This window comes from Nocardia sp. CA-129566, from assembly GCF_050956075.1.
Classification (GTDB): Bacteria; Actinomycetota; Actinomycetes; order Mycobacteriales; family Mycobacteriaceae; genus Nocardia.
In genome coordinates this window covers 5,248,817-5,263,759 of sequence record NZ_CP192085.1, presented here as the reverse complement: position 1 = coordinate 5,263,759, position 14,943 = coordinate 5,248,817, and the positions used below count along the sequence as shown (strand labels likewise).

The 14,943-nt window shown below is 65.7% G+C and carries 12 protein-coding genes and 2 pseudogenes; 10 read left to right on the top strand and 4 right to left on the bottom strand.

All coding sequences use genetic code 11. From position 1 onward, the window contains the following. Positions 1–58 precede the first annotated feature (58 nt). A complete protein-coding gene (locus tag ACQP0C_RS22660; RefSeq protein ID WP_433722832.1) occupies positions 59–313 on the top strand; it encodes a CDGSH iron-sulfur domain-containing protein in 255 nt (84 codons plus the stop codon). Here the strand turns inward: ACQP0C_RS22660 and ACQP0C_RS22655 are convergent. Then, on the bottom strand, positions 283–1,302 hold the full coding sequence (locus tag ACQP0C_RS22655) for an iron-containing redox enzyme family protein (protein ID WP_433722830.1): 1,020 nt from the start codon (positions 1,300–1,302) through the stop codon (positions 283–285). The genes ACQP0C_RS22660 and ACQP0C_RS22655 overlap by 31 nt on opposite strands. Before the next feature lie 302 nt (positions 1,303–1,604). Here ACQP0C_RS22655 and ACQP0C_RS22650 point away from each other — a divergent pair, with 302 nt between their 5' ends. The 5 genes and pseudogenes from ACQP0C_RS22650 (at position 1,605) to ACQP0C_RS22630 (ending at position 5,497) form a co-directional block, all read left to right on the top strand. Then, a complete protein-coding gene (locus ACQP0C_RS22650) occupies positions 1,605–2,813 on the top strand; it encodes an AI-2E family transporter (protein WP_433722828.1) in 1,209 nt (402 codons plus the stop codon). Between the two features lie 44 nt (positions 2,814–2,857). After that, on the top strand, positions 2,858–4,321 hold the full coding sequence (locus ACQP0C_RS22645) for an aminotransferase class I/II-fold pyridoxal phosphate-dependent enzyme (protein ID WP_433722827.1): 1,464 nt from the start codon (positions 2,858–2,860) through the stop codon (positions 4,319–4,321). A 38-nt stretch (positions 4,322–4,359) separates the two neighbouring features. Continuing rightward, a pseudogene (locus ACQP0C_RS22640) lies at positions 4,360–4,480 on the top strand (SDR family oxidoreductase); the annotation flags it as partial. Positions 4,481–4,519: 39 nt separating this feature from the next. Next, positions 4,520–4,816 (top strand): thiamine pyrophosphate-binding protein, encoded by a 297-nt coding sequence (locus tag ACQP0C_RS22635; RefSeq protein WP_433734625.1) that lies wholly within the window; start codon positions 4,520–4,522, stop codon positions 4,814–4,816. Positions 4,817–4,930: 114 nt separating this feature from the next. Then, positions 4,931–5,497 (top strand): hemerythrin domain-containing protein, encoded by a 567-nt coding sequence (locus ACQP0C_RS22630; RefSeq protein ID WP_433722825.1) that lies wholly within the window; start codon positions 4,931–4,933, stop codon positions 5,495–5,497. A gap of 153 nt (positions 5,498–5,650) precedes the next feature. Here ACQP0C_RS22630 and ACQP0C_RS22625 read toward each other — a convergent pair whose 3' ends face one another. Continuing rightward, positions 5,651–6,385 carry an alpha/beta hydrolase family protein gene (locus tag ACQP0C_RS22625; protein ID WP_433734624.1) on the bottom strand — a complete coding sequence of 245 codons (735 nt, stop codon included), beginning with the start codon at positions 6,383–6,385 and terminating at the stop codon, positions 5,651–5,653. Between the two features lie 13 nt (positions 6,386–6,398). On the opposite strand from ACQP0C_RS22625, the gene ACQP0C_RS22620 reads away from it, so the two are divergent. Next, positions 6,399–6,905, top strand: a complete 507-nt coding sequence (locus tag ACQP0C_RS22620; protein WP_433722823.1) for a TetR/AcrR family transcriptional regulator — start codon at positions 6,399–6,401, stop codon at positions 6,903–6,905. Positions 6,906–7,922: 1,017 nt separating this feature from the next. Beyond that, complete coding sequence (locus ACQP0C_RS22615) at positions 7,923–9,893, top strand: serine/threonine-protein kinase (RefSeq protein ID WP_433722821.1); 1,971 nt, start codon at positions 7,923–7,925, stop codon at positions 9,891–9,893. An 829-nt stretch (positions 9,894–10,722) separates the two neighbouring features. Here ACQP0C_RS22615 and ACQP0C_RS22610 read toward each other — a convergent pair. Then, positions 10,723–11,514, bottom strand: coding sequence for a GTP-binding protein (locus ACQP0C_RS22610; protein WP_433722819.1), 792 nt, complete (start codon positions 11,512–11,514; stop codon positions 10,723–10,725). Between the two features lie 130 nt (positions 11,515–11,644). On the opposite strand from ACQP0C_RS22610, the gene ACQP0C_RS22605 reads away from it, so the two are divergent. Together ACQP0C_RS22605 and ACQP0C_RS22600 are read left to right on the top strand one after the other, a co-directional pair. Further along, on the top strand, positions 11,645–12,091 hold the full coding sequence (locus tag ACQP0C_RS22605) for a Zn-ribbon domain-containing OB-fold protein (protein WP_433722818.1): 447 nt from the start codon (positions 11,645–11,647) through the stop codon (positions 12,089–12,091). Then, a complete protein-coding gene (locus ACQP0C_RS22600; protein ID WP_433722816.1) occupies positions 12,084–13,286 on the top strand; it encodes a lipid-transfer protein in 1,203 nt (400 codons plus the stop codon). The genes ACQP0C_RS22605 and ACQP0C_RS22600 overlap by 8 nt, the downstream gene beginning before the upstream one ends. Before the next feature lie 148 nt (positions 13,287–13,434). Here ACQP0C_RS22600 and ACQP0C_RS22595 read toward each other — a convergent pair. Continuing rightward, positions 13,435–14,895, bottom strand: a pseudogene (locus tag ACQP0C_RS22595) (FAD-dependent oxidoreductase); the annotation flags it as partial. Between the last annotated feature and the right edge of the window lie 48 nt (positions 14,896–14,943).

The window sequence follows — 14,943 nt, the reverse complement described above, 5'->3', positions numbered from 1 at the left end:
CCGCACGCCGGACCGACTCGTCGGCGAGCGCCGAGAAACGTCGAATTCGGTCATCGGGATGTGTTTCGTCGCCCTACAACGAGGTATTCGAAGGTCGATGACTCAGAATGATCCTTCTCATCGCGAGCGGCGGCGGATCACCTTTGTTCCGGGTGGCCCCGCGCTGGTGGAAGGTCCTGTCGAAATGGTGACCGAGAACGGCACGGTCGTGACGTCCGACCGGTTCGTGGTTGCGATGTGTATGTGCCGTCGCAGCAAGGCATTTCCGTTCTGCGACACCAGTCACCGCAAACACGCTCGCCCGGACTCCTGACCGGTTTCCCGTAGCGAACTGTGACCCTCTGCCCAGCAGCGTTCGATGACGTGCTCGGCGAAGCGGTCTTCCAGAAGATTAGTTGCCTGGATTCCGAATACCACCGAGGCGGTGAGGTCCGGCTGGCGGCTCAGTAGATCGCCGATGACATCGCGGCGCAGGACTTGTTCGTGCACCGCGTCGGCCTCGATATGTTCCAGGTAGAACCGCAGACAGGCCGGATCGGCCTGCAGCCGCCGCAAGGCGTCCACCATGCGTTGAGCGCCGGGCGGTGAGGCGATCTCGACCGTGGCGAAATGTCCCACCGACGCCCCACGCAACTGTCGATGCAAGCCGAACAGCGACATCATGTTCACCACGGCGAGCATCGGTGCCGGGACAAAGTCGAGGTAATGCAGGTACGCCGGGTTCAGTCCGGCCCCGGCGAGCAGATCGACGTACAACTGCGCGTGCACACGCTCGCCGCGACCGCCGCCGAACTCGTCGAACTCGACCGCGACCAGAGAAGCCTTGGCTTGACCACGCAAACGTGGAATTACCCAGGCCTGCGGGTCGGCCTCCTTGTGGTGATAGATCGACCGCTGCACGAAGTACTCCCGCATCTGCCACCATTCACCCACATCACGCAAGTAGGCGGACACACCAGTCCCTTCGACCGGCTCCACCAGCAACTGTTCCAGTTCCCCTTCGATATCGTCTCCGCCGGACACCTCACGGTGCAGTGCGTCGAGAAACGCGCTCTCCATCTCCGCGCGCAGGCGCAGCAGCCCCGGATCCCACTCCCATCCGTCGCCCACCGACTCGAAACCGTGATAGTGCAGCTCATAACACGTGTACAAGGCCAAATGCAGATCCTCCCCATACGGATCCACAGCACCGAGCCTCGGCACCGAGTCACCGGCGCCGCGCAACAAATCCACAATCGCGGCGGAAATCTCTCCACGCGGTTGCGGAAGAATCCGAGAGTCGCTACCGATCGAAGACGCCATGACATGCGGATACCCGCTCCCAGCGCTTCTATCAGTGGTTCGCTTCTCCAGCCGACCGACAGTTGCCGGGCCACGCAAGATCGGCAACGGCGACCGGCCCATTCGTGGGGGTTGCGCGGTGTGGGAACCCCAGCAGGCAGTGCCGATGTTTCGGCGGCTGGGTGCGGGTATTCGCGGCACAGGAGGTGGTGGACATGCCGAAGGCATGGTCGGACAAGCGGGAGCGGCAGTGATGACCAAGGGCCAACTTGCGCGAGCGCTGGGCCGCGACTGATCAGGTCGCAACCCCAGGGATCCACCCGATGAACGACGACACCGATCGAAGTCGAACCGAGGACCGCCACACCCCCGAAGGGGCGGAGCAGGGCCACACCGACCTGGTCGCGCAACCGCACACCCCCGACGAAGGCGGACCGATCATTTCCGCGGAAGCGGCGGCAGCGCGGGCCAGCACGACACAGAACCCGCTGGGCAAGCCCGGGCGACGATTCGATCCGCGATCGCCGTTCATGGTCGGTATGGCGGGCGCGGCCGGAGTCGCGGTGACCTACGGCGCGATCCAAGCGGTGATCGCCGCCAGTCAAGTGCTGGTCTTGATCATCGTCGCGCTGTTTCTGGCAATAGGTCTGGAACCTGTCGTGTCGTGGCTGGTTCGGCCATGGTTTCCGCGATGGACCGCCGTGACCGCGGTGTTCGTGGTCGCCATCGGCCTACTGGCCGGGTTCCTCGCGGTCGCGATACCTCCGCTGGTCACCCAGGGCAGCGCGCTGGTCCACAATGCTCCGGACTACGTCGACCATCTTGCGCAACGCTATCCGCTCATCGACACGCTCAACACTCACTTCCATCTGCAGGATCGGGCCCGGCAAGGGCTCGGGTCCGACCCGTCCAAACTGGCCGGTGGTGTCCTCGGCGCCGGCCGCCTCGTATTCAGCATCGTCAGCGGAACGGTGATCGTCGCGGTGCTGACCGGCTATTTCATGGCCAATTTCGCACAGGTTCGCGCTTCGATATACCGGCTGTTTCCGCGCTCGCGGCGACCGCGTGCGATCCTGATCGGCGATGAGATCTTCGTGAAGGTCGGCGGCTACATCCTGGGGAATTTGGCCATTTCGGTGATAACTGCGGTGTTGACCTTCATTTGGCTGCTGGCCTTCGATGTGCCCTACGCGCTGTTGCTGGCGGTCTTGGTCGGCGTCCTGGACTTGATCCCGATCGTGGGTTCCACCCTGGCCGGGATCATCGTGGCCCTGGTCGCGCTCACCGTGTCCCTGCCCGTCAGTGTGGCCACCATCATCTTCTTCATCGTCTTGCGGCTGTTCGAGGACTATCTGCTCGTGCCCAGAATCATCGGCAGAACGGTGCGGGTGCCGCCGGTCGTGACGGTGGTGGCGGTTCTGCTCGGTGGCGCGTTGCTCGGGATCGTCGGTGCGCTGCTCGCCATCCCGGTGGCTGCCGCGGTGCTGCTGATCATCAGTGAAACGGTGTTGCCGTCTCTGGACGAGCGTTAGGTATCGCGCCGTTTGCCGGTGACCGAGACGGGTAGTGCTGGTTCATGGATCATGCTCGAGCTCCGCTGTTGGAGGCGCTCGGCGAATACCATCGCCTCGACCGCTACGGCTTCACTCCGCCCGGACATCGGCAGGGCCGCGGCGTCGACGAGCGGGTGCGCGGGATCCTCGGCGCCGACGCATTTCGTTCGGATGTCGTCAGCAACAGCGGACTCGATGATCGCAAAGCAAGCGGCGGCTACTTGGCGCAGGCAGAGGAATTGATGGCGGATGCGGTCGGCGCGGACTACGCCTTCTTTTCGACCTGCGGCAGCTCGCTGTCGGTGAAGGCCGCCATGCTCGCGGTCGTGGGTGCGGGAAGTGAGGGACTGCTCGTCGGGCGCGACAGCCACAAGTCCATCGTTGCCGGCCTGATCTTCGCCGGAGTACAACCCCGGTGGATCACCCCACGCTGGGATGCCCAGCTTCACCTGTCGCATCCTCCGTCACCGGAAGCGGTTCGCGAAACCTGGGAGCGGTATCCGGACGCGGCCGCCGCGCTGGTCGTCAGTCCCAGCCCATATGGGACGTGCGCGAATATCAGCGGCATCGCCGAGGTGTGTCACGAGCGCGGTAAGCCGCTCATCATCGATGAAGCTTGGGGCGCGCATCTGCCGTTCCATGATGAATTGCCCACGTGGGCAATGGATGCCGGCGCCGACGTGTGTGTGGTGAGCGTGCACAAGATGGGAGCGGGATTCGAACAGGGCTCGGTCTTTCACCTGCGCGGCGATCTCGTCGATCGAATCCGGTTGTCCGAGTGCGCGGATCTGCTGATGACGACGAGTCCGAACGTACTTGTCTACGCGGCGCTCGATGGCTGGCGTCGGCAGATGGTCGAGCGCGGAAACGAACTGCTCACCGCGGCGCTCAGGCTGTCGGATACCTTGCGCGACACCATTGGCCGAATGCCTGGGCTGCGTGTTCTCGGGGACGAACTGCTGGGCCGAGAGGCCTCCGATGATCTGGATCGGCTGCAGATTCTCATCGATGTCTCCGAACTCGGGGTGAGTGGCTATCAATGCGCTGACTGGCTGCGTGAGCATCGCCGGGTGGATGTGGGTTTGAGCGATCACCGACGAGTTCTCGCCACGATATCGATTGCCGATGACGCAGCTACCGGCCAACGGCTGGTGGCGGCGTTGGCCGCTTTCACCAGCGCGGCGCCGGATCTGCCCAGACCGAATCCGATTCGAGTTCCGCACCCGCAAGAGCTGGAGTTGGAAACGGTGATGTCGCCGAGGGATGCCTTCTTCGGACGTGTGGAGACGGTAGCGGTCGATCGAGCGGTCGGGCGTCTTGCCGCCGAACAGATCACGCCATATCCGCCCGGGATCCCGGTTGTCGTTCCCGGGGAACGAATCAACGCAGCCATCCTCGAGTATCTGAGAACCGGCGTCGGAGCGGGCATGGTTGTTCCCGACGCCGCGGACCCGGCCATCGAGACGATTCGGGTGGTCGCCGAGTAAACGCGTGCTGTTCGACCGATGTGCCAACGGATTGCGGTGCTGCGCTCGCTCGGATGCGCGCGGGATCGCGGTGTGATCGTGCAGGTCGGTTCCGCGTTGGGAAGCAGAGCGATTCCGTTGCAGTCGGCGTATTGCGGCGCCGAGATCCGGGTACGCGGAGGTGGAAGCCCATACCACCCCACTGCGAGGAGCGGACCCATGACACAGCAGGTCGCTGACCATATCGTGCGGCGGCTGCAGGAATGGGGCGTCGAGCAGGTGTTCGGATACCCCGGTGACCGCATCAACGGGCTCGTCGCCGCATTCGGCCGCGCCGACGTCTCCTACGCCGATATCGCCCGTATTGCGGGTCTCGCCGCGATCGCCGTCGACAGCCCCACCAACTCGGCGAGGCATGCGATAGCGCATTGCGTGCCGACCGGCCGTTGCTGCTCGACGTTCGCTGTGACCCCGAGGTTCCCCCGATCCCACCGCACGCCACGTGGGAGCAGATGAAAGACACCGCCGAGGCGGTGCCGCGAGGTGATCCCGATGCCTGGCAGCTCATGGTGCAAGGCGCCAAAACCAACGCCCAGGAGTTCATTCCCGCACACCACAAGTGAGGTCATGATGGTCGAGCAAACAGAACAGGACGTCGTCGATCTGCTGACGGCGCAACACGAACAGATCACCACCCTGCTCGGACAGCTGAAATCCGGACATGACGACAAACAGGACGTGTTCAACGAACTAGTGCGGCTGCTGGCCGTGCACGAGAGCGCTGAAGAAGAGATCGTGCACCCCGTGGCCGAACGCGCCCAATTCGGCGCCGATCAGATCGTGGAACCCAGACTGGCCGAAGAAAACGAAGCCAAACACGCCCTCGCCGAACTCTACGACCTCGGTGTCGACCATCCCGATTTCGATTCCAAGCTCACCGAGTTCGCCGACGCGGTCGCCGCGCATGCCGCACATGAGGAGGCCGAGGAATTCACCTTGCTACGCAGGCAGTACTCGGTCAACCAGCTCACTCACATGGCAGGGTCGGTGCGCGCGGCCGAGGCGGTGGCGCCCACCCGTCCGCATCCGCACGCAGGCGAATCGGCACTGGCCAATCTGATAGGCGGCCCACCGCTGGCACTGTTCGATCGAACCCGCGACGCGGTGCGTGATTGGTCCCGCTCGCAAGACCGGTGAACCAGGATCTGGCGTGCTGGCGCCTCGCGGGCTGTTTGCTCACGGGCTCGAAAGCTGTTGCAGCGGAGGAATCACCGCTGGCAATCAGGACATGATCGGTCTCACCCAGTATTCGTGTTCCTGCCCGGTTTTCCAACGGGCAGGAACACGATCTCAGAGAGTGTCGAGCCAGGTGAACATGTAGTGGAGCAGGGTGGAACGGGCGCCGTAGGCGCAGTGCTCCCCGGCACCATCGGCGCTGTGGAGGGAGATCAGCGTTGCGGGGCAGGTCAATTCGCGGTGTAGGCGTTCGGGCTGGCCGGCGAAGAAGTGGTCGTTGTCCGGGGCGAAGATGAGGGTCGGTGCCGTGACCTGCTTGGCGAGGCCGTCCAGGGTGTATTCCCTTGTGCGGCGCAAATATTCGGAGATGGTGTCGGTGCCGAACGACCACGGGCCGTTGCGCAGCGCCCACCGTGTGCCGGTGTGGTGGGCCATCATCAGACGCGCCACCGGATCCGCGACGTCATCGCGGCCGGCCAGTACCCACTCGGCGGCGATGGGTGGGATGCCGGCGAAGTTCACGTCGTAGTAGCTGTAAATGCCGCCGTCGAGGATGAGTCCGGCGACGCGGTGCTCGAATGCGGCAGCCCGCGGGGTCAGGAATCCGCCGAGGCTGTAGCCGTAGAGGTAGATGCGCTCGGCGTCGACTTCGGTTCGCGCCAATGCGTAGTCCACGACCGGGGTGAGGACCGTTTCCCAGTCGGGGCGGAAGAACAATCGCTGATGCCGCAACGCGGCGCCCTGACCGGGGCCGTCGTAGGCGAGGACGTTGTAGCCGCGCGGCAGTGCCGCGGCCGCGAGGGCGAAGTATGCCTCCTCGGCCGGGGAATCGAAGCCGCTGGTGAGGATGATGGTCGGTCGATTGGCCGAGGTCGGCTATGGCCGGCTTTCGATGGAGGCGGTGGCACGGCGGGCGGGCGTCAGCAAGCCAACGGTCTACCGGCGATGGCGATCGAAGGAGGAGATGGTGGCCGCACTCGCCTCGACCCTGGCGGTCGCGGCCGCCGAGACCCCGGACACCGGCACCCTGCGCGGCGATGTGCGAGCCTATCTGGAGTCAGCGGCGGGCATGCTGTCCCATCCCTTGGCGGCCAGGGTGATTCCCGATCTGTTGGCGGAGGCGTCGCGCAATCCGATACTGGCGCAGTCGCTTCTGATCGGTGCCCGGGATACACGGCGCGAACGAGCCGCCGACATGCTGCGGCGGGCTATCACCCGCGGCGAGCTACCCGCGGAGCTGAACATCGATCTGGCGCTGGACGTCCTTGCCGGACCCCTCTATTGGCGACTGATGATCGTCGGAATCCCGATCGAGTCCGACTATATCGGCCAGCTCACCGACCTCCTCATCACAGGTTGGCAAGGCTGAGTCATACGAGCATCAACCCTCGCGTGGCAGATCCGCCATCGCCGAGCACCCCGCTAAGGCCCGATCGACCTCCGCCGCCGACAACACAAGCCCGCCTATCCCGTGACAGGCGAAGAAACACCCACTCACCCGACCCGCCGTTGCGATGACCGAGGCCGGGAGCGGAATCGCGTCGCGCAGCGGACCGGTTGTACAACCGCCGTGGAATCGGCGCCTACCAGCGGTGCTCTGCCGCCACCCAGGGCGGGGGATGTTGCCCCAGGGGTGAAAACGATATCCACCTATGGTGGCTATTCGGGACGAGCGCCGACGCCGAAGATTCTTGTCAAGGCTGCTAGCAACGAAGCGGCAGACCTCACCCATCGCGCGCCGATACCCGAACCAGCTTTCCAGGAGTTCACGAATGCCGTCCACCGTTGTCGCGGACGCTCGCGATCGAGCCGATGCCTACCGCGCTGCACCCTTCTCCGCGAGGAGGGTTGCGAACTGGCCGCGGAGGCGGTGAGCTGCCGTGCACCCGACCCCGACGCTCGGGCGGTGGCGGTCCGGCTACCGATGCGTCCGGTGGCCGATCGAGCGGTGCCGTTGCCGTATTCGCCCGGACTCGAGTTCCTGCGGGCGTTCTTCGGCTGCCCATCCGCCGGAGCGATCGCAGTTCTGGGCAGGTGCCACGCGCTGCGCGCGGCATGCGGCGAATCACATCCTCCCGGCGAGTCTGTCGAACGAGACGGAGCCGCCATTGGCAATGAGTCGCCAGCATTCGCTGGATGTGTCGGCGCGAGAGCCCGTCGATACCCGAGCAGTCGTAGTACGCCAGCCAACACCGTTGGACTGCAATGCGAGGGGGCGTAGATCGTGTGGAAGTGGGGTCGGACGTTTGCCGAAGGGGTCGAAGCCGCGTCGTCGGCCAGCTGGCCAGTCGACAATGTTCGAGCACCGATTCTCGATTCTGACCAACCTGCGCAGGTCACCCACAACGCAGGCAAGGCAGTCGTGAACAACTTACGGCCGCCACTGATGCCAGGGTCGACGTTCGGGAAGTATCGCCTGCGGCGGCTGATCGGTTCCGGTGGGATGGGCAGGGTATTCGAGGCACTCGACACCACCAAGGGGCGGGTGGTCGCGGTGAAAGTGCTGCCCGAACAGCTGGCCGACGACCCGGTCTATCGGGCCCGGTTCCGGCGCGAATCCCACATCGCCGCGCTGCTGCAGGAGCCCCACGTCATCCCGATCCACGACTACGGCGAGATCGATGGGCTGCTCTATATCGACATGCGACTCGTGCACGGCGATAGCCTTCGCACCGTGCTGAGAACGCACGGCCCGCTGCCGCCCGAGCAAGCTGTCTCGGTGATCAGCCAGATCGCAGCCGGACTCGACGCCGCACACCGCGATGGCCTGATTCATCGTGACATCAAGCCGGACAATATTCTGCTCACCCACGACCGGTTCGCCTACCTGGCCGACTTCGGCCTGGCCAACACGAACACCGACGAACGCCTGACCCAGACCGGATCGGCGATCGGCTCGTTCAACTACATGGCACCAGAACGTTTCCGAACCGGCCCGGCTACCCCGGCGGTCGACGTGTATGCCCTGGCGTGCGTGTTGCACGAATGCCTGACCGGCACCCGCGTTTACTCGACCGACGGCGGCGACGCCGCCATCATGCGGGCCCACATGATCGAACCTCCACCCCGAACGAGCAGTTGTGCACCGGGAATCCCGGTCTCGATCGACGCTGTCGTCGCGCGCGGCATGGCGAAGTCGGCCGATGAACGCTACGCCAGCGCCGGCGAACTGGCCGCCGCCGCCCACGCCGCACTGGCATCGTCGACCGGCGACGCCGAAGACGATAGTCCCCGCGCCGAATTCGGATGCGATCCCACCGCGGCGGCGTATTCCACACCCCGGGCGGCCTCCTCACCCGAGGCGAGATCCGTCGCGGCGCCGAGGCGCCGGCCACGCCGCCTCTGGATCGCGGCTACCGCTGCCGTCGTGGCTGTCGCGGCCGTCGGAGCCTGGCCGCTGCTCCACAAGCCCGCGCCGCCGACCCCGCCGGCGGCGAAATCTCAATTGACCGACGACGACGTCACCCTGCTGAAGCTTCTGCAAGACCCGTATAACCGCGCCCTCTGTCACCACGTGAACCCACAGGCGATGCTGGGAGAGAAAGCCCATCTCGTCTGCGACGAGGTTCCCGAAATCCGGGTGCCCAGCGGGGACTTCTACCTGTTTCCCAACGCCGACGCACTGGACAAGGCATATCGCGGCATGGGCATGGTGGCACAGACCAGCAACTGTCCGGGCTATCCACCCGACCCCGACGGCCCTGCGACGAGGGGCGGCAGGGAGGTCGGGCGAATGGCCTGCTTCCTGAATGCCACGACGACACCACCGACCTCGGGGATGATCCAAACCGACGACGCGGCCATGAGCATGGCGGTTTTCTCCTTCCCCGAGTCGGTGGGCGGTAGCGCCAGCTTGTACTGGGCAGTGCACGACTCCGGAGAGGGGAATTCGCAATTCCGGACTCTTCCGAAGGACCCGGACGTCTACACGCAGGCCGACCACGATCTGATCGCCAAGCTGCCCAAAGCCTACGACCGACGATACTGTCGACACGAGGCACCCGAGAGCGAGGCGATCGCCGTCGTCCGGTGCTTGGGCAACGAGTCGGGTGCGCCGACAGCAATGTTTTTCCAATTCCCCGACCAACCGATCGCGACTCAGTTCTTCGATGGTGTCATGAGGAAGTCCGGCGGGCGCGTGTGCGACGGTGCGCCGGGTCCCGAGCAACCGTGGATTCGAAATGGCGCGACCGTTGGCCGGTTGACCTGCATCAGCGATCCCCTGCCGACGCTCGTTGCGTTGGATCAGAGCAGCAACATCGCCATCCGAGCCGTAGCCGTCGGTCCTGATTCCCCCTCCAACCGTCCCAAGACCGATCAGGGATTGTTCGATTGGTTCAAAAAGAACTCGCTGTAGACGCCGATATCTCCGCCGCGTCGGCAAACCAGCGTCGACCATAGGTCGATGACTCGCGTGATGGGACTGACGCACCGGCTGAGACAGGGGCGGTAGCTCTGCTGAGACAGGGGCGGTAGTTCTGATGGATCCTTGGGCTTCGGCTTCGGTTGCTCGCTGGGGAAACGGTGTCCGGCCTCGAAGCCGCTGCGCTCGTGTCGCAGGGAGGTTGCCCAGGGTGCCGCAGCCAGTCCGCCCTTGGTCCCGGGGTTTGGTGCCGGGACGCCCCGGATAGATGTCGTAGGAGCCCCCGCGACCTGGAGAACCACGCCCTGCCGCCCGGTCGGGACGAGTTAGCAGGTCGGGAACTGAGTTAGCAGGTAGGGGACTGAGTTAGCAGTCGAAGCGAGGGCACCGAAGCACCGGCGGATGCCCGTGGCTCGGCGGGGCGAGAGCGAACGACGACGCGGAGGCCGCCGGTTGTGCCGGTAGCGGCAGCGACCCCGACATCCCCAAGACGCTGGGGCCGAACAGCATGAGTCCACCGGTAAGGGCCATCGACAACAGGATGCCGCGCCGGGCACGCGAGCACATTCGCCTGCCGGACGTCCGAGGGATCGATTCGTGGCCCGAGTCAGAGTTCTGCGGGGCGGAGGTCGGCCGCCCTGACCGCGACTCGGTCCCGGGACGAGAAGACAGAAACTGAACAGCGAGAGGCATCTGCATCACTTCCTGGGGGCAGTATCGATCACGACGTGCACAGGGCCAATCCTCGTCTGTGAACGGATCGCACAACACCCACCCCAGGGTGAAAACCCGCACCTCCCTGACCGGGCGCGAGCAGCGTGCCTCAATAGTCGAGGGCGTGTGCGGGTTGGCAGACATCCATGGGGGAGGGCAGATAGCGGGCGATGGCGTCCAGGAGCGTGGCGATGCCATCGCTCGTGGGCGTTGCGCCGCATAGGACGGGTACGACGTCACCGATGCGGGTGAGGTAGCGGATGCGGTGATGCAACTGGTCGAGCGGGATGTCACACCGGGCGGGGGAGGCGTTCGGATCCGACGGGGCTTGTTCCATGACCGTCTTCACGAGGTTGCCGTACCATCGCTCGGCGACCTCCCAATGGCTGCCGTAGAGTTCGGCGGCCAGCGGTTCGAGTGCCCACAGCGGCAGCAGGTCGATGACGCCTTCGAACGTGGGGTCGGCGCCGATGGGGATCTGCAGCGTCAGGGGGACCGCGCCGCGGGTGTCGGCGATCGTGCGGACGCAGCGGTCGAAATCGGCGGCGGGGTGGTCGAGTCCGTAGATCAGGCACAGGCGGGCGACCTGGTAGTCGTCGGCGACCCGGAACATCGTCTCGAGGCGCGGGGTGGGATTCGCGGCGGCGTTCACGACCGCGACCACACCGTCGGCTACGCGGATGGACCGCTCCAGGTCCGCGATGGGCGCGTGGCTCGTCAGCTCGGCGATACGAATCGTGTGCTCGACGCGGCCCGTCGTCCAAACGACCGTGGCCCGGGTGCCGGAGCCGGGCCGGCCGGAGCGGCGACGGAGCAGGTGGGCCACCCGGGTCGTCGCGTCGGGGTCGCCGATGATGGTGACGTTGCGGATGGTCTGTGGATCAATGGCTTTGGCGCCCATCGCGTTGTGGTACTCCAGATCGACTCGAGGTGTCGGGACGTCCTCGATCCGGACTCACCGTACCTGCGCCCGCGGATTGCCGAAGCGGAATTCGGCCCCAAAGTAGAACGTGTTCCTATACCGTCGGGCTGTGCAGAAAGAACAACGGCCCGCTGTGGCAGACTGGTTCACTGCGGACGACGGCGTGGTGCGTCTGAAGGGAAGTCGCTGCAAGGATTGCGGCACACCGTATTTCCCGCGGAACACGCTGGCCTGTCGGAATCCGCAGTGTGCGAGCCCGAAGGACGGCTCCGAGCTGGTCGAGTACCTGTTCTCCACGCGTGGCCGGATCTGGTCATACGCGGATGCTCGGTACAAGCCGCCCCCGCCCTATGTCTCGCCCGATCCGTTCGAGCCCTACGTCGTTGCGGCAGTGGAGCTCGAGGTCGAGCAGATGGTGATTCTCGGGCAGGTCGTGCGCGGCCTCACGGTGGACGACCTGGCCGTCGGCATGCCGGTCGAACTGGCCCTCGGCGTGCTGTACGAGGACGCGGACGCGGAGCACACGGTGTGGATGTGGAGGCCGGTCAATGACTGACACGAATGATCGCGACATCGCCGTCCTCGGTGCGGGCATGCACCAGTGGGGCAAGTGGGGGCGCAATTTCGTCGAATACGGACTGGTCGCCGCCCGCGCGGCGCTGGCCGATGCCGGGGTGGACCACCTCGACGTCGGCTATATCGCCGGCGCGGACACGATCCGCAATGGATACCCCGGATTCGTCTCGGGCGCGACTTTCGCTCAGGCACTGGGTTGGTCGGGTGCACGGATCTCGAGCAGCTACGCCGCCTGCGCCTCCGGTGCGCAGGCCATCGCCAACGCACGCGCCCAGATCCTGGCGGGGTTGTGTGACGTGGCGCTGGTGGTGGGCGCGGATGCCGCCCCGAAGGGCTTCTTCCAGCCGGTCGGCGGTGAGCGCCGCGATGATCCGGACTGGTTGCGTTTCCACCTGCTCGGCGCTACCAATCCCATCTATTTCGCGCTGTATGCCCGCCGTCGGATGGCGCTGCACGGTGCCACGCTCGACGATTTCGCCGCGGTCAAAGTGAAGAACGCCAGGCACGGCCTGAACAACCCGTATGCCCGCTATCGCAAGGAGGTTTCGGTCGAGGAGATCGCCGCCTCGGCGATCGTCTCGGACCCGTTGCGGCTGCTCGACATCTGCGCGACCAGCGACGGCGGGGCCGCACTGGTGTTGACGTCGATGGAGTACGCGCGTCGGCGCGGCGTCGCCGACCCGGTCCGCATCCGGGCGCTGTCGACGGTCACGCCGACGTTCCCGAAAACCGTTCTCGACCTGCCGGATTTCGCGACGGACTCCGCTGTGGCCGTCGAGGCCCCGCCCCGCGCGTTCCGTTCCGCGATCGCGTACGCCGCGTACGAGGAGGCCGGGCTCGGACCCGCCGACCTGTCCTTCGCGGAGGTCTACGACCTGTCCACCGCACTGGAGCTGGACTGGTACGAGGACATCGGGCTCTGCGAGACGGGCGGCGCGGAGCAACTGTTGCGCAGCGGCGCAACAACATTGGGCGGACGCGTGCCGGTGAACCCCAGCGGCGGTCTGGCCTGTTTCGGTGAGGCGATCCCCGCGCAGGCCATCGCCCAGATCTGCGAGCTCACGTGGCAGCTGCGTGGCCGAGCAGACGGCCGCCAGGTGGACAACGCCCGCGCGGGTATCGCGGTGAACCAGGGCCTGTTCGGCCACGGCTCGGCCATCATCGCCACCCGCTGACCTCGCGGGTCTTTCCGGGTCACACTTCGAAAACCCGGGCCATGCCTGGGGTTTCGTGGTCCAGGTCGATCGAGGGTGCCCTGGTCGATGCGTGCGTGATAGTTCGGGCGGGCATGGTGGTCCGTGACTGAGGCGTATGAAAGTTGTTCGCCTTGTCCGGCTCGGACGCCGCGAGCATGTCCTCGCGCTCGACGACCTTGACGCGCTCGCGGCCCTCGGGCTCGCCGAGGGCGCGTTCGTGGGCGTCGAGGCGGTACCAGCCCTGCCAGGTGGTGAACGGGATGCCCTTGCTCTCGAGGAATTCGGTGACGGCGTCCAGTTGCGGTTTCTCGGCGGGGGTGAAGTTCACGCTGTCGTCGAGCAGGCAGGCCACGGTCTCGTTGGCGTCGCCCTTGGTGTGGCCGATGAGCCCGACGGGTCCGCGCTTGATCCAGCCGGTGACGTAGGTGGCGGGCAGGTAGCGGCGGGCGCCGTCGGCGTCCTCGTCGGCGAGGACGCGGCCGGCCTCGTTGGGGACCACACCGGCCTGGTCGTCGAAGGGCAGGTTGGTGAGGTTCTGCGACAGGTAGCCGACCGCGCGGTAGATGGCCTGCACGTCCCAGTCGTTGAAGACGCCGGTGCCCTTGACGTTGCCGGTGCCGTCGAGTTGGGTGCGCTCGGTGCGCAGGCCGACGACCTTGCCGTCCTCACCGATGATCTCGGCGGGGGATTCGAAGAAGTGCAGGAACAGTTTGTGTGGGCGGTTGCCGACATCGCGGATGGCCCACTGCTCGAGGGTGTTGGCGATCATGTCGACCTGCTTGGAGTGTCGACGCGCGGCTTCGGAGCCCTCGTCGTAGTCGATGTCCTCGGGATCGACGATGACCTCGATGGTCGGGGAGTGGTCGAGTTCGCGCAGTTCCAGCGGGGTGAACTTGGCTTGGGCGGGGCCGCGGCGGCCGAAGACGTGCACCTCGAGCGCCTTGTTCGCCTTGAGGCCGTTATAGACGTTGGGTGGGATTTCGGTCGGTAGCAGTTCGTCGCCGGTCTTGGCGAGCACGCGCGCGACGTCGAGTGCGACATTGCCGACACCGAGGACGGCGACCTTTTCGGCGTCGAGCGGCCAGGTGCGTGGCACATCGGGATGTCCGTCGTACCAGGACACGAAGTCCGCGGCGCCGTAGCTGCCGTCCAGACCGATGCCGGGGATGTCGAGCGCGCGGTCGGCGTTGGCGCCGGTGGAGAAGATCACCGCGTCATAGAACGTGCGCAGATCGTCGAGGGTGATATCGGTGCCGTAGTCGATATTGCCCAGCAGGCGGACCTGCGGCTTGTCGAGCACCTTGTGCAGGGCGGTGATGATGCCCTTGATGCGCGGATGGTCCGGCGCGACACCGTAGCGGATCAGACCGAACGGCGCGGGCATGCGCTCGTAGAGGTCGATGCTGACTTCGGCATCGGACTTCATCAACGCGTCGGCGGCGTAGATACCGGCCGGTCCCGCGCCCACGATCGCGATGCGAAGCGGGCGAGTCCCGGCGGTGTGCGCGTCAGGCCCGGAGGCGGCAGCCTGCGTAACCACGGAGGGCCCGTGCGCACCGCTAGTCGACTCTGCACTGTGTTCGGTCATCATGGTTTCCCTTCAATGCCTTTCGCCACCATCAGGTGCCGCGACCCG